The organism is Rubrivivax gelatinosus (genome assembly GCF_016583785.1).
In the GTDB taxonomy this organism is placed as follows: Bacteria; Pseudomonadota; Gammaproteobacteria; order Burkholderiales; family Burkholderiaceae_C; genus Rubrivivax; species Rubrivivax gelatinosus_B.
Map to the genome: position 1 here is coordinate 13707 of NZ_NRRU01000030.1, position 19471 is coordinate 33177.

A 19471-nucleotide genomic window follows, 5' to 3' on the forward strand; every position below is an offset into this window, starting at 1 on the left:
CGATGAACAGCTTCGCCGAAAAAACCGTGCTCGTGCTCGGCCTGGGTGACTCCGGCCTGGCGATGGCGACCTGGGCCTCGCGCCACGGTGCCTTCGTGCGCGTCTGGGATTCGCGCGAGCAGCCGCCCAACGCCGTCGGCCTGCGCGACCACTGCCCGGGCGCCGAGTTGATCGGCGGCGCGCTCGATGCCGCCGCGTTCGAAGGTGTCGACCGGGTGCTGAAGAGCCCGGGGCTGTCGCCGCACGACGCGCGCATCGCGCCCGTGCTCGCCGCCGTGCGTGCCGACGGCGTGCCGGTGCAGGGCGAACTCGAGGTCTTCGCCGAAGCGCTGGCGGCGCTGAAGGCCGAACGCGGTTACGCGCCGCAGGTGATCGCGATCACCGGCACCAACGGCAAGACGACGACGACGACGCTCACCGGCCTGCTGGTCGAACGTGCCGGGCGCAGCGTCGCGCTCGCCGGCAACATCGGCCCGACCATGCTGGACACGCTGGCCGCGCGGCTGGAGGACCTGCCCGAGGTCTGGGTGCTCGAGCTCTCCAGCTTCCAGCTCGACGGCGTCACCGGCTTCGAGCCGGCCGCCGCGACCGTGCTCAACGTCACCCAGGACCACCTCGACTGGCACGGCTCGATGGCCGCCTACACCGAGGCCAAGACGCGTGTCTTCGGCCGCGACGCGGTGATGGTGATCAACCGCGACGACGCCATCGTCGAGGCGATGGTGCCGGCGCCGCTGCCGGCCAAGGGCCGCAACAAGCCGGTGGGTCGCAGCGTGCAGCGTTTCGGCCTGGACGCACCGCGCCGCCCGGGCGACTGGGGCCTGGTGGTCGAGAACGGCATGGCCTGGCTGGTGCGGGCGCTGCCGGCCGACGAGACCGTCAAGCTGCGCCGCGACGAAGAACACGAGATCCACCTGCAGCGCCTGATGCCGGCCGACGCGCTGCGCATCCGCGGCCGCCACAACGCCGCCAACGCACTCGCCGCGCTGGCGCTGGCCAGCGCCATCGGCTGCCCGCTGGCGCCGATGCTGCACGGCCTGCGCGACTACGCCGGCGAGCCGCACCGCGTGCAGTGGATCGCCACCGTCGGTGATGTCGAGGCTTTCGACGACAGCAAGGGCACCAACGTCGGCGCCACCGTCGCCGCGCTCGACGGCCTGGGGGCCGACAAGGCGCCGGCCAAGCTGGTCGTGATCCTCGGCGGCGACGGCAAGGGCCAGGACTTCGCGCCGCTGGCCGCGCCGCTGGCGCGCTGGGCGCGTGCCGTGGCGACCATCGGCCGCGACGCCGCCGCGATCGAGCCGCACGTGAACGGCCCGGTGCTGGCACGCCACGACACGCTGCAAGCCGCAGTCGCCTGGTGCTTCGAGCAGGCGCAGCCCGGCGACGCCGTGCTGCTGAGCCCGGCTTGCGCCAGCCTGGACATGTTCCGCAACTACGCCCACCGCGCCGAGGTCTTCGCCGCCGCGGTGCAGGACGTGGCAGCGCAGAAGGGCCAGGCATGAACGCCATCGGCGCGATCCGCAACTGGTGGGCGACGCGGCGCGAGAGCGTCGGCGCGCTGCCGGTGCGCGACCGCGTCGTCGCCGGCGCGCGCCCGGCCGCGCTGCGCGCCTTCGACCAGACCCTGGTCGCCGTCATCGCGACGCTGCTGTGCCTGGGGCTGGTGATGGTCTATTCGGCCTCGATCGCGCTGCCCGACAACCCGAAGTTCAGCAACTACTCGCAGGCCTACTTCCTGACGCGGCACGTGTTCTCGCTGGTGCTGGGCGCGGTGGTCGCGTTCGCGGTCGTCCAGGTGCCGATCTCGTTCTGGGAAAAACACGCCGAGAAGATCTTCGTCGTCTCGCTGCTGCTGCTGGTGCTGGTGCTGCTGCCCTTCGTCGGCAAGGTGGTGAACAACTCGCGCCGCTGGATCCCGCTGGGCATCATGAACTTCCAGCCCTCGGAGCTGGCCAAGATCACGATCGCGATGTACGCCGCCAGCTACATGGTGCGCAAGATGGACGTGAAGGAGAACTTCTTCCGCGCCGTCTGGCCGATGGTGGTGGCGGTGGCCTTCATCGGCGCGCTGCTGCTGCGCCAGCCCGACATGGGCGCCTTCATCGTCATCGCGACGGTGGCGATGGGGCTGCTGTTCCTGGGCGGCGTCAACGGCCGCATGTTCTTCCTGATCGCCGCGGTGCTGGTGGCCACCTTCGCCACCATCATCGCCTTCGACGACCTGCGGCGCGACCGCATCCTCGCCTACCTGAATCCCTGGGACCCGCTCTATGCCCAGGGCAAGGCCTACCAGCTGACGCACTCGCTGATCGCCTTCGGCCGCGGCGAGATCTTCGGCCAGGGGCTGGGCGCCAGCGTCGAGAAGCTGCACTACCTGCCCGAGGCGCACACCGACTTCCTGCTCGCGGTGATCGGCGAGGAACTGGGTTTCGTCGGCGTCGCCGCGGTCATCGCGCTGTTCTTCTGGATGACGCGGCGCATCTTCGTCATCGGCCGCCAGGCGATCGCCCTGGACCGCGTCTTCGCCGGGCTGATGGTGCAGGGCGTGGGCATCTGGATGGGCGGCCAGGCCTTCATCAACATGGGCGTGAACCTCGGCGTGCTGCCGACCAAGGGCCTGACGCTGCCGCTGATGAGCTACGGCGGCTCGGCGATCCTGATGAACCTCATCGCGCTGGCGATCGTGGTGCGGGTGGATATAGAGAATCGCAGCTTGATGCGCGGAGGCCGGTCATGAGCGGCCGCCACCTCGTCGTGATGGCCGCCGGCACCGGCGGCCACGTGATCCCCGGCATCGCGGTCGCACGCGAGATGCAGCGCCGCGGCTGGAGCGTCAGCTGGCTGGGCACGCGCAGCGGCATGGAGAACAAGCTGGTGCCGCCGACCGGCATCACGCTCGACGCGATCGGCTTCGCCGGCCTGCGCGGCAAGGGCGCGATGGGCGCGCTGACCGGCGGCCTGCGCCTGCTGAAGGCCTTCGCCGACTGCCTGGGCATCCTGCGCCGGCGCCGTGCCGACGCCGTGCTCGGCATGGGCGGCTACGTCTGCTTCCCCGGCGGGCTGATGGCTTCGCTGCTGTCCAGGCCGCTGGTGCTGGTCAACGCCGACGCCGCGATGCTGCTGTCCAACCGCTCGCTGCTGCCGGTGGCCGACCGCGTCGCGTTCGGCTTCGACGGCGCTGCGGCGAAGGCGACGAAAAACGCCGTCGTCACCGGCAACCCGGTGCGCGCCGAGATCGAGGCGCTGCCGGCGCCGGCCGAACGTTATGCCGGCCGCAGCGGGCCGCTGAAGCTGCTCGTCGTCGGCGGCAGCCTGGGCGCCAAGGTGCTCAACGACACCGTGCCGCAGGCGCTGGCCCGGCTGGCGCCGCACGAACGTCCGTGGGTCACGCACCAGACCGGCGTCGCCCAGCTGGACGCGGTGAAGGCGGCCTACGCCAGCGCCGGCGTCGCCGCCGACGTGCTGCCCTTCATCGACGACATGCCGCGCCGCCTGGCCGACTGCGACCTGATGCTGTGCCGCGCCGGCGCGATCACCGTCAGCGAACTCTGCGCCGCCGGCGTGCCGGCGATCCTGGTGCCGCTGATCGTCAGCACCACCTCGCACCAGCGCGACAACGCCGAGATGATGGCCGCGCAAGGTGCTGCCAAGCACCTGCCGCAGCCCGAACTGAACCCCGAACGCCTGGCCGACGAACTGCGCACGCTGGACCGCGCCGCGCTCGCCGCGATGGCCGACCGCGCCCGCGCCCTCGCCCGCCCGCAGGCGGCCGCGCGTGTCGCCGACCTCATTGAAGAACTGACCCCGCGATGAAACACGCCGTCAAGCAGATCCACTTCGTCGGCGTCGGCGGCGCCGGCATGAGCGGCATCGCCGAGATCCTGCACAACCTGGGCTACCGCGTCAGCGGCAGCGACCAGGCCGCCAGCGCCACCACCGAGCGTTTGGCCGCGCTCGGCCTGCGCATCGCCATCGGCCACGACGCCGCCAACATCGAGGGCGCCGACGCCGTCGTCGTCTCCACCGCGGTGAAGAGCGACAACCCCGAGGTGATCACGGCGCGTGCGCGCCGCATCCCGGTGGTGCCGCGTGCGGTGATGCTGGCCGAGCTGATGCGGCTGCGCCGCGGCATCGCGATCGCCGGCACGCACGGCAAGACGACGACGACCTCGCTCGTCGCCAGCGTGCTCGCCGAAGCCGGCCGCGACCCGACCTTCGTCATCGGCGGCAAGCTGCTGAGCGCCGGCGCCAACTCGCGCCTGGGTTCGGGCGAGTACATCGTCGTCGAGGCCGACGAGAGCGACGCCTCGTTCCTGAACCTGATGCCGATCATGGCCGTCGTCACCAACATCGACGCCGACCACATGGAGACCTACGGCCACGACCTGTCGCGGCTGCGTTCGGCCTTCGTCGACTTCATCCACCGCATGCCCTTCTACGGCGCCGCCATCGTCTGCGGCGACGACCCCGGCGTGCGCGCGATCCTGCCGATGCTCTCGCGCCCGGTGGTCAGCTACGGCCTGGGCGAGGACGTGCAGGTGCGCGCCGTCGACGTCGAGGCGCTGCCCGGCGGCCAGATGCGTTTCGTCGCCCAGCGCCGCAACGGCGTCGACATGCCCGACCTGGCGATCACGCTGAACCTGCCCGGCGTGCACAACGTGCGCAACGCGCTGGCGGCGATCGCGGTGGCGATGGAACTCGAGCTGCCCGACGAGCCGACGGTGCGTGCGCTGGCCGGCTTCACCGGCGTCGGCCGCCGCTTCCAGCGCTGGGGCGAGCTGCCGGTGGCGCCGGCGCGCGGCAGCGGCACCTTCACGCTGATCGACGACTACGGCCACCACCCGGCCGAGATGGCGGCCGTGATCGCCGCAGCGCGTGGCGCCTTCCCCGGCCGGCGCCTGGTGCTGGCCTTCCAGCCGCACCGCTACACCCGCACGCGCGACTGCTTCGAGGACTTCGTCAAGGTCATGGGCAGCGCCGACGCGGTGCTGCTGACCGAGGTCTACGCCGCCGGCGAGCCGCCGATCGTCGCCGCCGACGGCCGCGCGCTGGCGCGTTCGCTGCGTGTCGCCGGCAAGGTCGACCCGGTGTTCGTCGACGCCGTCGGCGATCTGCCGGCGGCGATCGCCGAGTTCGCGCAGGACGGCGACGTCGTCATCGCGATGGGTGCGGGTTCGATGGGCGGGGTGCCGCAGAAGGTCGTGGAGTTGACGCAACAAGGAGTGGTGGCATGAACCCCCTGGGCAAGGTCGCCGTGCTGATGGGCGGATCCAGCGCTGAGCGGCAGGTGTCGCTGATGTCGGGCAACGGCGTGCTGCAGGCGCTGCGTTCGGCCGGTGTCGACGCCCAGCCTTTCGACCCGGCCGAGCGCGAACTCGCCGAGCTGAAACACGCCGGCTACGAACGCGCCTTCATCGCGCTGCACGGCCGCCACGGCGAGGACGGCACGGTGCAGGGTGCGCTCGAGCTGCTGCGCATCCCGTACACCGGCTCGGGCGTGATGGCCAGCGCGATCGCGATGGACAAGGTGATGACCAAGCGCATCTGGGCCGCCGAAGGGCTGCCGACGCCGCGCTGGGTCTGGCTGGCGCCGGGGCAGCGCGCGCGCGAGGACATCATCACCGTGCCGGACCGCATCGGCCTGCCGCTGATCGTCAAGCCGCCGCGCGAAGGGTCGTCGATCGGCATCACCAAGGTGCTGGGCTACTCGCAGATGCAGGACGCGGTGACGCTGGCCGGCGAGTACGACAGCGACGTGCTGTGCGAGGAGTTCATCGACGGCGTCGAAGTCACCTGCGCGGTGCTGGGCGAAGGTGCTGCGGCGCGTGCGCTGCCGGTGATCCGCATCGAGGCGCCCGACGGCAACTACGACTTCGAGCACAAGTACTTCTCCGAGGAGACCGGCTACCACTGCCCGAGCGGCCTGCCGCCGGCCGAGGAAGCCGAGATCCAGCGCCTGACGCTGGCCGCCTACCGGCTGCTGGGCTGCCGCGGCTGGGGCCGCGCCGACCTGATGATCCGGCGCAGCGACCGCAAGCCCTTCCTGCTGGAGATGAACACCAGCCCGGGCATGACCAGCCACTCGCTGGTGCCGCTGGCTGCGCGTGTCGCCGGCCTGAGCTACGAGCAGCTGTGCGTGCACGTGCTCGAGGGCGCCGCGCTCGACCACCCGGGGACCTGAGGACGCCATGCTGCGAGCCGCCACCCTGCCGCTGGACGAACAACCGATGGACGTGCGCCTGATGAACGGCGTCGCCAGCGGGGTGTTCGTGCTCGCCGGCGCGGCGCTGCTGGCGGCCGGCGTGATGTGGCTGGTGCGGGCGCCGCAGTTCACGATCCGCGGCGTCGAGATCGACGGCGACATGGGGCGCAACAGCGTCAACACCATCCGCGCCAACGCGATGCCGCGGCTGCGCGGCAACTTCTTCAGCCTGGATCTGCAGCAGGGGCGCGATGCCTTCGAGGCCGTGCCCTGGGTGCGCAGCGCCGTCGTGCGCCGCGTCTGGCCCGACCGGCTGGCGGTGCGGCTGGAAGAGCACCGCGCCGCCGCCGTCTGGCAGGGCGAGGACGGCAACGACCGGCTCGTCAACAGCTTCGGCGAAATCTTCGACGCCAACGTCGGCGACGTCGAGGACGAAGGCCTGCCGGTGTTCTCGGGCCCCGACGCCGAGGCCGCCGGCGTGCTGGCGATGTTCCGCCGGCTCGGGCCGCTGCTGGCGCCGCTGGACGCCGCGGTCGAGGAACTGCATCTGTCGCACCGCGGCTCCTGGAGCGTCGAGCTGGACAACGGCGCGACGCTGGAACTGGGCCGCGGCAGCGAGGACGAGGTGATCGAACGTGCGGCGCGTTTCGTGCGCACGCTGCCCGAGGTCACGGCGCGCTGGCGTGCGCCGCTGGAATACGCCGACCTGCGCCACACCGACGGCTATGCGGTGCGGCTGCGCGGCGTCACGACGAAGACGATCAACTGAAGGAACACATGGCCAAGGAATACAAGGATCTCGTCTTCGGCCTGGACATCGGCACCGCCAAGGTCATGGTGGTGGCCGCCGAGGTGCTGCCCGACGGTGAGCTGCGCGTCGCGGGGCTGGGCGTCGCGACGACGCATGGCTTGAAGCGCGGCGTCGTCGTCAACATCGACGCCACCGTGCAGAGCATCCAGCAGGCGCTGAAGGAGGCCGAGATGATGGCCGCCTGCAAGATCGACCGCGTCTACACCGGCATCACTGGCAGCCACATCCGCGGCCAGAACTCCACCGGCATGGTCATCGTGCGCGACAACCGCGAGGTGACGACGGTGGACGTGGCGCGTGTCGTCGAGACCGCCAAGGCGATCAACATCCCCAACGACCAGCGCCTGCTGCTGGTCGAGCCGCAGGAGTTCGTGATCGACGGCCACGAGGTCAAGGAGCCGATCGGCATGAGCGGCTCGCGGCTCGAGGTCAAGGTCCACATCGTCACCGGCGCTCAAAGTGCCGCCGAGAACATCCTGAAGTGCGTGCGCCGCTGCGGCCTGGAGGTCGAGCGCCTGGTGCTCAACCCCAGCGCCAGCGCCGCCGCGGTGCTGACCGAGGACGAGAAGTCGCTCGGCGTGGCCGTCGTCGACATCGGCGCCGGCACCACCGACGTCCAGATCTACACCGACGGCAGCGTGCGCCACACCGCCGTGATCCCGATCGCCGGCGACCTGATCACGAGCGACATCGCGATGGCGCTGCGCACGCCGACCAAGGACGCCGAGGAGATCAAGGTCGAACACGGCGTCGCCAAGCAACTGCTGGCCGACCCGGGCGACCAGGTCGAGGTGCCGGGGCTGGGCGACCGCTCGCCGCGCATGCTCAGCAAGCAGGCACTGGCCGGCGTCATCGAGCCGCGTGTCGAGGAGATCTTCACCCTCGTGCACCAGGTCATCCGCGAGAGCGGCTACGAGGAGCTGCTGTCCTCGGGGATCGTCATCACCGGCGGCTCGTCGGTGATGCCCGGGATGATCGAACTCGGCGAAGACATCTTTTTGAAGCCGGTGCGGCGTGGCCTGCCCACGTACCACGCCGCACTCGGCGACATGGTCGCGAATCCGCGTTCAGCCACCGTCATGGGGCTGCTCGAGGAGGCGCGTCTTGCCAGGCAACGCGGTCACAAGGCCGCGGCTCAGGCGGGGTCGGTGACGACGCTGCTGGGCCGCGCCAAGGACTGGTTCCTGGGGAATTTCTGAGCAAGGCCCGCAACGAGGCCCGTTACTCCGTCAAGTCAACCGTCCGGCAACTGCATTCATAGGAGGCTCCACATGCCCATCGAAATGATCGAGGAATTCGACCAAGGCACGCAGATCAAGGTGATCGGCGTCGGTGGCGGCGGCGGCAATGCCGTCGAACACATGATTTCCCAGGGCGTGCAGGGCGTGGATTTCATCTGCGCCAACACCGACTCGCAGGCCCTGCACCGCAGCGGCGCGAGCACGCTGGTGCAGCTCGGCAGCACCGGCCTGGGCGCGGGCGCCAAGCCCGACGTCGGCCGCTCAGCCGCCGAAGAGGCCGTCGACCGCATCCGCGAGTCGATCGCCGGCGCGCACATGCTGTTCATCACCGCCGGCATGGGCGGCGGCACCGGCACCGGCGCGGCGCCCGTCATCGCCCGCATCGCCAAGGACATGGGCATCCTGACGGTGGGTGTCGTCACCAAGCCCTTCGAGTTCGAAGGCAAGCGCCGCGGCAAGCAGGCCGACGACGGCGTCAGCGAGCTCGAGGCCAACGTCGACAGCCTGATCGTCGTTCTCAACGAGAAGCTGCTCGACGTGATGGGCGACGACGTCACCCAGGACCAGGCCTTCGCGCACGCCAACGACGTGCTGAAGAACGCCGTCGGCGGCATCAGCGACATCATCCACATCCCCGGCCTCGTCAACGTCGACTTCGAGGACGTGAAGACGGTGATGAGCGAGCCCGGCAAGGCGATGATGGGCACGGCCACCGCCAGCGGCCCGGACCGCGCGACCAAGGCCGCCGACGCCGCCGTCGCCTGCCCGCTGCTCGAAGGCATCGACCTGTCGGGCGCACGCGGCGTGCTGGTGCTGATCGCCGCGAGCAAGGCGACCTTCAAGCTCGCCGAGAGCCGCAACGCGATGAACACGATCCGCCGCTACGCCGCGGAGGACGCGCACGTCATCTACGGCACGGCCTACGACGAAAGCCTGGGCGACCAGCTGCGCGTGACCGTGATCGCCACGGGCCTGAGCTCGGCGCGCCGCCAGGAAAGCCGCCCGGCGCCGCCGCTGGCCGTCGTGCAGCAGGCCCCGGCCGCACAGCCGGTGCTGCGCACCGGCACCGACAACCTGCCGATCCTGACGCAGCAGGCCGTCGGCGCGCCGAGCGTGCCGCCGACGCACGACTACCAGGGCCTGAACACGCCCAGCGTCTGGCGCAGCGGCCGCAGCCAGGCCGCGGCCAAGGTCGACGCGCTGGCCAGCAACGGCATGGACGAGATCGAGATCCCGGCCTTCCTGCGCAAGCAGGCTGACTGAGCCGGCAGACGCCGCAGAGCTGACTGGACGGATTGGGGCGGCCTGCGGGCCGCCCCTTTTTGTTTGCCGCGAAAAAAAGCCGCCCGTGTGACCGGGCGGCTTTCGTTGGGCGGGTGCCGGCGTGTCAGAGCGCCAGCACGGCCTGGCTGCGCGCGAAGGTGCCGGCGGTCGCGTTCTGCGCGTCCATGCAGCGGCTTTCTTCGGCCGGCGTGCTGCGCAGCACGCCGAGTGCGACGCGCTGCGCCAGCGGCTTGGCCACGCCCAGGGTCTCGAGCGAGCGCACGCCGAAAGCGTCGGCTTGCAGCTCGAAGCGCTTGTTCAGGCCGGCGACCACGCAGGTGCCCAGGCCCAGGCCGGTGTCGGCGGCAGCGCCGCTGGCGACGACCGAGGCGCTCAGCGTCGGCAGCATGCCGAAGCTCAGCAGGCTGGTCGCGTACAGGCCCGTGGACAGCAGGCGCAGCGCCGAGGTGCGCGTGCCGTGGCGGTAGACGCCGTGGCCGATCTCGCGCGACAGCGCGAAGGTCAGCGCATCGGGCCCGGTCTTGTCGACCAGCGTCGTCGTCGCGGTGACGACGTAGTGCGGCGCGCGCAAACGGCTTTGCACCAGGTCGGTCGCGGGCTTGTCGGCGCGTGCATCGACGGCCGAGAAGATCACGTCACCGAGCCAGTCGCGGTCCAGCCAGGCACCGTTGTCGGCGACCTGCTGCGCCGCGTAGACGCTGCGGCATGCCGGGGCACGCATCGTCTCCAGCCGGGCCTTGGCCGGCTGTGCCGACTCGTCGACCAGCAGCACCGTGAGTGCACCCGGCGCCAGCTTGAGGCCGGCGACAGCGGAGCAGTCGAAGCGCTCGGCGATGTATTTCGGCGCCGTGGCCGGAACGGCAGGCGAGGTGTAGAGCACTGCCTGGGCGGCCAGCGCCGTCGCGGCGATTGCTCTCTTTCCGTACTTCATGACTTCCTTCCTTCTGCGATGTGGCCGCCTGCGTGCCACGGTTTGCTTGGCCAGGGTGGGAATCACTGTCAAGCTGGACTTACAGTCTATCGGCTGGCCTTGGTCAAGTAGTTGGGTGCAAATCAAATCGCTTGCTGAATCGCATTCTGGCCGCAAACAAATCCAGCGGCCACGACCTCACCGCCACCTCTCGGCCAGGGTTCTTAAGACGGCCTTCACCTGGCGCATCCACAGTGAGGTCATCAGATCCACTGAACGATCGCCATGAAAACCATCCATCGCACCTTCGCCGGGCTGCTGCTGGGCGTCAGCGCCCTGTGGCTGCTCGCCGAAGCCGCGGCGCTGCCCACGGCCCAGGGCGTGTTCGCCTGGCGCAACCTGCTGGTGCAGTACAGCGGCGTGCTGGGCATCGCGGTGATGAGCGTCGGCATGCTGCTGGCGCTGCGCCCGGCCTGGCTGGAAGAGCGCCTGCATGGCCTGGACAAGGGCTACCGGCTGCACAAGTGGCTGGGCGTCAGCGGCCTGGTGCTGTCCGTCGCCCACTGGCTGTTCGCCAAGGGCCCGAAGTGGCTGGTGCAGGCCGGCTGGCTGGAGCGCCCGCAGCGCGGCCCGCGGCCCGAGCCCGCCGACGCCTGGCTCGCCTGGCTGCAGGGCATGCGCCATCCGGCCGAGGAGATCGGCGAGTACGCCTTCTACGTGATGCTGGCGCTGATCACGATCGCGCTGATCAAACGTTTCCCGTACCGCCGCTTCTTCCAGACCCACCGCGCGATGGCGCTGGTCTACCTCGTGCTCGTCTTCCACTCGGTGGTGCTGAGCAAGCCCGAATACTGGCTGCAGCCGGTGGGCCTGGTGCTGGCGCCCTTGCTGGCCGTGGGCACCGTGGCCGCCTTCATCAGCCTGGCGCGCCGCATCGGCCGCGCACGCCGGGTCGAGGGGCGCATCGAGCAGGTCGAGTTCCTGCAGGCCGCGCAGGTCACCGCGGTGACGGTCCAGCTCGGCACCGGCTGGCGCGGCCACGCCGCCGGCCAGTTCGCCTTCGTCACCTTCGACGAGAACGAAGGCGCGCACCCGTTCACCATCAGCTCGGCCTGGGCCGGCGACGGCCGGCTGCGTTTCCTGATCAAGGCGCTGGGCGACTACACGCGCACGCTGCCGCAGACGCTGAAGGCCGGTGCCGCCGTCGCCGTCGAAGGCCCGTACGGCAGCTTCCGCTTCGAGGGCGAGGCGCGGCGCCAGGTGTGGATCGGTGCCGGCATCGGCGTCACGCCTTTCGTCGCCCGGCTGCAGGCGCTGGCGCAGGCGCCGGACGGCCGCACGATCGACATGTTCCACCCGACGACGACGCTGGACGCGCGCGTGATCGCCCGCCTCGAAGCCGACGCCCAGGCCGCCGGCGTGCGCCTGCACGTGCTGCAGGACGCACGCGACGGCCGCCTCGACGGCGCCCGGCTGCGCCGCCTGGTGCCCGACTGGCTGCATGCCGACTTCTGGTTCTGCGGCCCCGCCGCCTTCGGCGAGGCGCTGGAGCGCGACCTGGCCGCCGCCGGCATGCCGGCCGGGCGCTTCCACCGCGAACTCTTCGAGATGCGCTGAGGCGGGACAGGCAAGGCCGCAAGGCCTTGACCGCCAGCTTCAGCCGCGCGCCAGCGCGCGCGCGATGCGTCCGCGTGCCACCGTCGGCTTGGGCACGCGCTGGTCGAACCAGCTGCGCACGTCGGCCTCCAGGCCGATGCCGTGCATGTAGTTGTAGATCGCCTTCTTCAGCGCGACGCCGAGCACGTCGTGGTCGACGCCGCTGGGGTCGACGAAGCCGACGTCGTTGCGTGCGAAGCTCGTCGGCGGCAGCGGCTGCAGCGTCACGCCGTAGGCCGCCGGGTCGCGCCCGACCGGCGAATGCACGGTGCAGGTGAAGCGGTGGAAGAAACCCGACTGGATGCAGCCGGCCTCGAAGAGCTGGCGCACGTACTCCAGCGCGTCGACCGTGTCCTGCACGGTCTGCGTCGGGAAGCCGTACATCAGGTAGGCGTGCACCAGGATGCCGGCGTCGCTGAAGGCGCGCGTGACCCGCGCCACCTGCTCGACCGACACGCCCTTCTGCATCAGCCCCAGCAGCCGGTCCGACGCCACCTCCAGCCCGCCGCTGATCGCGATGCAGCCGCTGTCGGCGAGCTGGCGGCAGAGCTCGGGGCTGAAGCTCTTCTCGAAGCGCACATTGCCCCACCACGAGATCGGCAGCTGGCGGCGCTGCAGCTCGGCGGCCAGCGCCTTCAGCGACTTGGGCGGCGCGGCTTCGTCGACGAAGTGGAAACCCGTCTGCCCGGTCTCGGCGACGATGGCCTCGATGCGGTCGACCAGGGTCTCGGCGCCGGCGGCGTCGTAGCGCGAGATGTAGTCCAGACTGGTGTCGCAGAAGCTGCACTTCTTCCAGTAGCAGCCGTGGGCCACCGTCAGCTTGTTCCAGCGCCCGTCGCTCCACAGCCGGTGCATCGGGTTGAGCATGTCCAGCAGCGACAGATAGCGGCCCAGCGGCAGCCCGTCCCAGGTCGGCGTGCCGACCTCGGCAAACGGCACGTCGGCCTCGCCGATGTCGATGTAGCGCACCGTGCCGCCCTCGTCGCGCACGAAGGTCCGCACCAGGCGCTGCTGCGAGCGTCTGCCGCCCCAGTGCTCCAGCAGCGCCAGCAGCGGGCGCTCGCCGGCGTCCAGCGTCACCGCGTCGACGAAGTCGAACAGGCGCGCATCCGACAGCTCGCGCAGCTCGGTGTTGACGAAGCCGCCGCCCAGCGCCACGCGCAGCCCCGGCTGAACCGCCTTCATCGCCTGGGCGATGCGCAGCGCGCCGTAGACCGAGCCGGGGAAGGGCACGCTCAGCAGCACGACGTCGGGCCGGTGCTCGGCCAGCGCGGCCTGGGCCAGGCGCTCCAGCGTCGCGTCGACGAGATTGGGCGGCGCCGCCAGCGCCTGCGCCAGCGGCTCGAAACTCGGCTGGCTGGCCGCCAGCTGCTCGGCGTAGCGCACGAACTCGAAACGCGCGTCGACGGCGTCGCGCAGCACGTCGGCCAGGTCGTCCAGGTACAGCGTCGCCAGGTGGCGCGCGCGGTCCTGCGTGCCCAGCGCGCCGAAGGCCCAGGCCAGCGGGTCGCCGCCTTCGGGGTCGTCGGGGTCGACGTAGACGTCGAGCGAGCAGAAACGTGCGCCTTCGGGCAGGAAGGCGCGGCCGGCGATGCGGTGCGCCAGCGTCGCGTCGCCGCCTTGCAGGAAGCGGATCGTCGGCGTGATCGTCGCGGCGTAACGCTCGAACTGGGCCTCGAAGGCGTCCAGCCGCGGCGTGCGGCGCGCGGGCGGCAGCGCCGCGGCGGCGGCGCGCACGGCAGCCAGCCCGGCCGGCGTGAACAGCTCCAGCACCAGCGCCAGCGCGAGGTCGGTCTGCATCGCGGCGATGCCGCGCGAACGCAGAAAGCCGGTCAGGTAGGCGGTCGAGGGGTAGGGCGTGTTCAGCTGCGTCATCGGCGGGATGACGGCGAGCACGCGCAGCGGGGGTGCGTTCATCGGAGCGGCGATTCTCGCCCGCGGCGGCGGTCACGCCCGGTGCAGGGGCGCCGGCGGCGCGGCACGGTGCTCGAGACTTGCCTTTTTCGGCAAGTCTGAAAGCTGCGAACCTCGGCTAGGCGCAAGGGAGCCTGCTCCCTAGAGTCGGTGCTCCCAGCACCTGGGGGCCAGCCGGACGGCGGGCCGATCACCCGGTGGGCCAGCCCGCCGCGACGAGCACGAGGAGACAAGATGACGAGATGGCTGAAGACCACGCTGGCCTTGCTGCTGGCTGCACCGATGGCGGCGGCGCTGGCCCAGGGGGCGACGTTCCCCGAACGCGACAAGCCGCTGCGCATCGTCGTGCCCTTTGCCGCCGGCGGCGGCGTCGACGCCGCGGCGCGGCTGCTGGGCACGCAGCTGCAGAAGCAGCTCGGCGTCACCGTGCTGGTCGAGAACCGGGCCGGCGGCAGCGGCACCATCGGCGGCCGGGCGGTGCAGTCGGCGCCGGCCGACGGCCAGACGCTGCTGTTCTCGGCGGCGACTCACGTGCTCGCCCGGCAGGTGCTGAAGGCCTCGCCCTACGACCCGCAGACCGACTTCGTGCCGGTGGCCCGCGTCGGCGAGGCGCCGCTGATGCTCGTGATCGCCCCGTCCAAGACGCAGACCCGGCTGGCCGACGTGCTCGCCGCGATCCGCCAGCAGCCCGACAAATGGTCGGCCGGCATTCCCGCGGCCGGCGCCCCCAGCCACCTGGCGACGCTGCTGATGGCGCGCGAGGGCGGGCTGAAGCTGAGTTTCGTGCCCTACAAGGGCACGCAGCCGGCGCTGATGGACGTCGCCGGCGGCCACACCGACCTGGTGCTGGACTCGATGATCTCGCTGCTGCCGATGGCCAAGGCGGGCAAGGTCAGGCCGATCGCGATCACCTCGGTGCGGCGCAGCACGCTGGCGCCCGAGGTGCCGACCTTCAAGGAAGCCGGGCTGCCCGAGTTCGCCTATGCCTCGTGGTACGGCGTCTGGGCGCCCGGCGGCACGCCGGCGGCCCGGGTGACGGTGCTGAACAGCGCGGTCAACGCCGCCACCGCCGAGCTGGCGCGCACCGGGGCCTGGGCGAACCTGGGCATCAGCCCGGTCACCGAGAACGCCGACCAGTTCAAGCGTTTCATTGCGCGCGACGTCGCCCAGGGCGCCGAACTGCTGCGCAGCGCCGGTTTCCAGCCGGAGTGATGCCGCTAAGCTGCTGAAGCACCGGCGCGCCGGCGCCGCGGTCCGTTCCCGACATGCAGACAGCGAGGACGAAGATGACGATCCGCCTGCTCACCATCGTCGCCGCCGCCGGCCTGGGTGCCGCGCCGGCACTGGCCCAGTCGTCGATCACCCTCGGCGGCACTGTCGACGTCGGCGTGCGTCAGGTGAAGAACGGCACGCTCGGCAGCGTCAGTTCCAGTGTCAGCGGCGCCAACAGCACCAGCAAGCTGGTGCTGCGTGGCCAGGAAGACCTGGGCGCCGGCCTCAGCGCCGGCTTCTATCTCGACGGCACGATCTTCGCCGACAGCGGCGGCACCAGCACCCCGTTCTGGGACCGGCGCTCGACCCTCAGCCTGGCGCACCGGGACGGGGGCGAGCTGCGCCTGGGCCGCGACTGGGTGCCAACGCACCTGGTGTGGAGCGCCGCCGACCCCTTTGCCACGCTGGGCATCGCCGGCGCCAACACCTTCCGCTCGACGCAGTCGCGCGCGATCGGTCAGGCCTTCGGCAGCACGGCCGCGGCGCTGGCGCAGAGCCCGACGCTGCGTGTCGCCAACGTCGTCGAGTACTTCCTGCCCAGCGGCCTGGCCGGCTTCTCCGGCGCGCTGATGGCCAGCGCCGGCGAAGGCGGCAGCGCCGGCACCGGCTCGACGCGCGGCGACGGCTGGCGCCTGGGCTGGACCGACGGCCGGCTGAACCTCGGTGCCGCCCAGTTCAGCACCCGCAACGCCAACGGCGGCCAGGACTTCAAGGACCAGACCTGGGGCGCGTCCTGGGACTTCGGCTGGGTGCGCGCCAGCGCCGGCCAGCGGCGCTGGGTGTACGGCAGCGACCGCACGACGAACACGCTGGTCGCGGCCGTGATCCCGGCCGGCCCCGGCGTCGTCAAGCTGAGCCATCTGCGCGCCAACCAGCAGGGCGCGAGCGCGGCGCTCAGCGCCAACGACGCCAGCCTGACCGGCGCCGGCTACGTCTGCAACCTGTCCCGGCGCAGCGCGCTCTACGCCCATCTCGCGCGGCTGAAGAACCAGGGCGGCGCCACGTTCACGATCGCCGGCGGCGCGGCGACGAGCGCGCTGCCGACGGCGCCGAACTACTTCGGCGGCCAGAGCTCGACGGCCTTCGAGCTGGGCCTGCGGCACGATTTCTGACGGCCGCCGGCCGCGGCGGGCTCAGACCGTCACCGCCAGCAGCACGTCCGAGGCCTTGATCAAGGCCGTCACCCGCAGCCCCGGCGCCAGTGCCAGCGCTTCGGCGCTGGCCTGGGTGACGACGGCCACCAGGCGGCCACCGCCGTCGACCTCCAGCAGCACCTCGGTGTTGACGCTGCCGGGCGTGAGCGTCAGCACCGTGCCCGGCAGCTGGTTGCGTGCCGAGAAACGCATCGACTCGATGCCGGTGGCGAGGATGACGTTGCCCGCCTGCACCATCGCCACCACTGGCGCCCGTGTGTGCAGCCCCAGAGCCTCGGTGCTGCCGCGCGTGACGATCGCCACCAGGCGCATGCCGCCGGGCAGCGTCAGCTCGATCTCGTCGTTGACGGCGCCGGCGCGCAGCGCCGACACGGTGCCGAGGAACTGGTTGCGCGCCGTCGTGCGCACGTTGAGCACCTTCAGCAGCGAGAAGTCCTGCTCCAGGTCGAAGGCCTCGCGCGCGAGCATCTCGACGAAACGCTCGTGCACCGCCTCGACCTGGGCGTAGCGCTCGAGCAGGCGCTGGCCACGTTCGGTCAGCCGGGTCGAGCCGCCGCCGCGGCCACCGGGCCGGCGCTCGACCAGCGGCTCGCCGGCCACCCGGTTCATCGTGTCGACGGCGTCCCAGGCGGCCTTGTAGCTGATGCCGAAGGCCTTGGCCGCCTGCGTGATCGAGCCCTGCTCGACGACCGCGCGCAGCAGCCCCATGCGTGCGTGGCTGCCCAGGTTGCGGCCGTCGGCCGTGATCCACAGCTCGCCGCCCACGCCCAGCCGCGGCGTCTTGTCCCGCTTGTGCGCCATCCCTGTGCTCCCGCGCCGATTCTCTTGCGCGACAGGATAGCCGCCGGCGTGCGCCGTGCCGGCATGGCGTCATGTTGTCAGCTATATGACGCACTCTGTTGCGCGCCATTGCCGGTTTGTCGTCTATGCGACAAGGAAATCCTGTGCGCACGGATGTCGTTATGTTGGAACGTATATTGCGATCAGGCTTCACCGTCCCGTCACCCAACCCTCCCGGCGATGAAACCTCACACCGCACCCACCTGGCTGGCGCTGGCTTGCGCCACCGTCCTGGCGCCGCCCACACGCGCCGACGACACCGTCTTCGACCTCGGCACCATCACCGTCACCGGCGCGCGCGCCCAGGTTGGCGAGATGCCGCAGGACCAGGCCGGCTCGGTCGTGACACGCAGCCAGATGCAGCAGTTCGGCCGCGACACCGTCGGCGACGCCGTCGCGCTGCTGCCCGGCGTCACGCTGTCGAACAACCTGCGCAACGAGCAGATGGTCTACGTGCGCGGCTTCGACGCGCGCCAGGTGCCGCTGTTCATCGACGGCGTGCCGGTGTATGTGCCTTATGACGGTTATGTCGACTTCGGCCGCTTCGGCACCGGCGACATCGCCGCGATCCAGGTCGCCAAGGGCTACAGCTCGGTGGCCTACGGCGCCAACGCGCTCGGCGGCGCGGTCAACCTCGTCACGCGCAAGCCGGTCTCGGCCTTCGAAGGCGACGCCCAGCTCGGCGCCGGTGCCGGCGGCGAGCGCAAGGCCGGCGTCAACGTCGGCACGCGCCAGGGCATCTGGTACGCGCAGGCCGGCGCCTCCTACCGCGAGGCCGACGGCATGCGTCTGTCCTCCGACTTCAAGCCGACCACCACCGAAGACGGCGGCCTGCGCGAGAACTCCGACCGCCGCGACAGCAAGCTGTCGCTGAAGCTGGGCCTGACGCCCGCCGGCGGCGACGAGTACGCGCTGTCCTACACCCGCCAGGACGGCGAGAAAGGCCAGCCGCCGTCCACCGACCCGGCTTCGGCGCGCTACTGGCGCTGGCCGTACTGGGACAAGGAGAGCCTGTACTTCGTCTCCAGCACCGCGCTCGGCGGCGTCGAGAAGCTCAAGCTGCGCCTGTATCACGACGCCTTCGACAACGAGGTCGACAGCTACACCGACGCCAGTTACACGACGCTGCTCACCAGCGGCCGCGGCAGCGTCTCCACCGGCCGCAGCATCTACCACGACCGCACCACCGGCGCTGCCGTCGAGCTCGAGTCGCGGCGCTGGCAGGCGCATCTGCTGCGCCTGGTGCTGCAGCACAAAGCCGACCGCCACCGCGAGCTCGACGCCAACGGCACGCTCAACGCCCGCTACGAGGACACGCTGCGTTCGTTCGGCGCCGAGGACCTGGTCGAGCTGGCGCCGCAGTGGCAGCTCTCGGTCGGCGCGGCGCACCACGAGCTGCGTCCGGACGAGGTGTACAGCACCAGCAGCCGCTACGCGCTGCCGTCGAGCAGCGGCGCCACCAACCTGCAGGCCGGCCTGTTCCACGACCTGACGCCGCTGGACCGCACCTACCTGACGCTGGCGCGCAAGACGCGCCTGCCGACGCTCAAGGACCGCTACTCGCAGCGCCTGGGCAACTACGTCGAGAACCCCGACCTGGGCGCCGAGACCGCGCTCAACCTCGAGGCCGGCTACCAGGGCCGGCCGCTGGCCGCGTTGCCCGCGCTGGACGTCGAGGCTGCGGTCTTCCGCAGCCGCATCGACGACAAGATCCAGTCGGTGTTCGTCGCCGGCGGCAGCTCCTGCAGCTCGAGCACGCCCTGCCAGATGCGCAACGTCGGCGAGGCGCGTGTCTACGGCCTCGAACTCGGCGCGCGCGGCAGCGTGCTGCCCTGGCTGGACCTGGGTGGCAACTTCACCGCGATGAAGCAGAAGAACGTCAGCAACCCCGACACCCGCCTCGTCGGCGTGCCCGACCGCAAGCTCTTCGCCTATGCCGTGGTCCGCACCGGCGCGCAGCTCTCGTGGCAGGCGACGGCCGAGTACGACAGCCGGCGCTGGGTCAGCGACACCGTCGCGCTCGGCGGCTTCAGCGTCTTCGGGCTCAAGGCGAGCTGGAAGCCGCTGCCGGCGCTGACGCTGGAGGCCGCCGTCGACAACGTCGGCGACAAGAACTACGCGCTCGACGCCGGCTTCCCGGCGGCCGGCCGCAGCTGGCGCACGGATCTTCGTTATGCATTCTGA

Annotated in this window: 15 protein-coding genes; 12 read left to right on the plus strand and 3 right to left on the minus strand. The window is 71.1% G+C overall.

Features of this window, described 5'->3' with window-relative positions; genetic code table 11:
• Nucleotides 1–2: 2 nt before the first annotated feature.
• The 8 genes from murD to ftsZ all read left to right on the plus strand — a co-directional run bounded on the left by murD (nucleotide 3) and on the right by ftsZ (nucleotide 9520).
• A complete protein-coding gene (gene murD, locus CKO43_RS09805; protein ID WP_200378516.1) occupies nucleotides 3–1505 on the plus strand; it encodes a UDP-N-acetylmuramoyl-L-alanine--D-glutamate ligase in 1503 nt (500 codons plus the stop codon).
• On the plus strand, nucleotides 1502–2740 hold the full coding sequence (ftsW, locus tag CKO43_RS09810; protein ID WP_200378517.1) for a putative lipid II flippase FtsW: 1239 nt from the start codon (nucleotides 1502–1504) through the stop codon (nucleotides 2738–2740). The genes murD and ftsW overlap by 4 nt, the downstream gene beginning before the upstream one ends.
• Nucleotides 2737–3816, plus strand: coding sequence for an undecaprenyldiphospho-muramoylpentapeptide beta-N-acetylglucosaminyltransferase (gene murG, locus CKO43_RS09815; RefSeq protein WP_200378518.1), 1080 nt, complete (start codon nucleotides 2737–2739; stop codon nucleotides 3814–3816). Before ftsW ends, murG begins: the two co-directional genes overlap by 4 nt.
• Nucleotides 3813–5237 (plus strand): UDP-N-acetylmuramate--L-alanine ligase, encoded by a 1425-nt coding sequence (gene murC / locus CKO43_RS09820; RefSeq protein WP_200378519.1) that lies wholly within the window; start codon nucleotides 3813–3815, stop codon nucleotides 5235–5237. Before murG ends, murC begins: the two co-directional genes overlap by 4 nt.
• Entirely contained in the window at nucleotides 5234–6184 is a 951-nt protein-coding gene (locus CKO43_RS09825) for a D-alanine--D-alanine ligase (RefSeq protein WP_200229463.1), read from the plus strand. Before murC ends, CKO43_RS09825 begins: the two co-directional genes overlap by 4 nt.
• A 7-nt stretch (nucleotides 6185–6191) precedes the next feature.
• Complete coding sequence (locus CKO43_RS09830; RefSeq protein ID WP_200378520.1) at nucleotides 6192–6974, plus strand: cell division protein FtsQ/DivIB; 783 nt, start codon at nucleotides 6192–6194, stop codon at nucleotides 6972–6974.
• Between the two features lie 8 nt (nucleotides 6975–6982).
• Entirely contained in the window at nucleotides 6983–8215 is a 1233-nt protein-coding gene (ftsA, locus tag CKO43_RS09835; RefSeq protein WP_200229461.1) for a cell division protein FtsA, read from the plus strand.
• Between the two features lie 72 nt (nucleotides 8216–8287).
• Entirely contained in the window at nucleotides 8288–9520 is a 1233-nt protein-coding gene (ftsZ, locus tag CKO43_RS09840; RefSeq protein ID WP_200229460.1) for a cell division protein FtsZ, read from the plus strand.
• 124 nt (nucleotides 9521–9644) lie between these two features.
• On the opposite strand, the gene CKO43_RS09845 is transcribed toward ftsZ, so the two are convergent.
• Nucleotides 9645–10472: a M48 family metalloprotease gene (locus CKO43_RS09845; protein WP_200378521.1), complete on the minus strand. Its 828-nt coding sequence runs from the start codon at nucleotides 10470–10472 to the stop codon at nucleotides 9645–9647.
• Nucleotides 10473–10736: 264 nt separating this feature from the next.
• On the opposite strand from CKO43_RS09845, the gene CKO43_RS09850 reads away from it, so the two are divergent.
• On the plus strand, nucleotides 10737–12068 hold the full coding sequence (locus tag CKO43_RS09850; RefSeq protein WP_200378522.1) for a ferredoxin reductase family protein: 1332 nt from the start codon (nucleotides 10737–10739) through the stop codon (nucleotides 12066–12068).
• Nucleotides 12069–12107: 39 nt separating this feature from the next.
• Here CKO43_RS09850 and CKO43_RS09855 read toward each other — a convergent pair whose 3' ends face one another.
• Nucleotides 12108–14024 (minus strand): B12-binding domain-containing radical SAM protein, encoded by a 1917-nt coding sequence (locus CKO43_RS09855; RefSeq protein WP_200378523.1) that lies wholly within the window; start codon nucleotides 14022–14024, stop codon nucleotides 12108–12110.
• A 231-nt stretch (nucleotides 14025–14255) separates the two neighbouring features.
• Here CKO43_RS09855 and CKO43_RS09860 point away from each other — a divergent pair, with 231 nt between their 5' ends.
• A complete protein-coding gene (locus CKO43_RS09860) occupies nucleotides 14256–15233 on the plus strand; it encodes a Bug family tripartite tricarboxylate transporter substrate binding protein (protein WP_200378524.1) in 978 nt (325 codons plus the stop codon).
• Between the two features lie 74 nt (nucleotides 15234–15307).
• Nucleotides 15308–16405, plus strand: coding sequence for a porin (locus CKO43_RS09865; RefSeq protein ID WP_242481113.1), 1098 nt, complete (start codon nucleotides 15308–15310; stop codon nucleotides 16403–16405).
• Between the two features lie 21 nt (nucleotides 16406–16426).
• On the opposite strand, the gene CKO43_RS09870 is transcribed toward CKO43_RS09865, so the two are convergent.
• Nucleotides 16427–17248: a TOBE domain-containing protein gene (locus CKO43_RS09870; protein WP_200378526.1), complete on the minus strand. Its 822-nt coding sequence runs from the start codon at nucleotides 17246–17248 to the stop codon at nucleotides 16427–16429.
• A gap of 219 nt (nucleotides 17249–17467) precedes the next feature.
• Here CKO43_RS09870 and CKO43_RS09875 point away from each other — a divergent pair, with 219 nt between their 5' ends.
• Nucleotides 17468–19471, plus strand: coding sequence for a TonB-dependent receptor plug domain-containing protein (locus CKO43_RS09875; RefSeq protein ID WP_200378527.1), 2004 nt, complete (start codon nucleotides 17468–17470; stop codon nucleotides 19469–19471).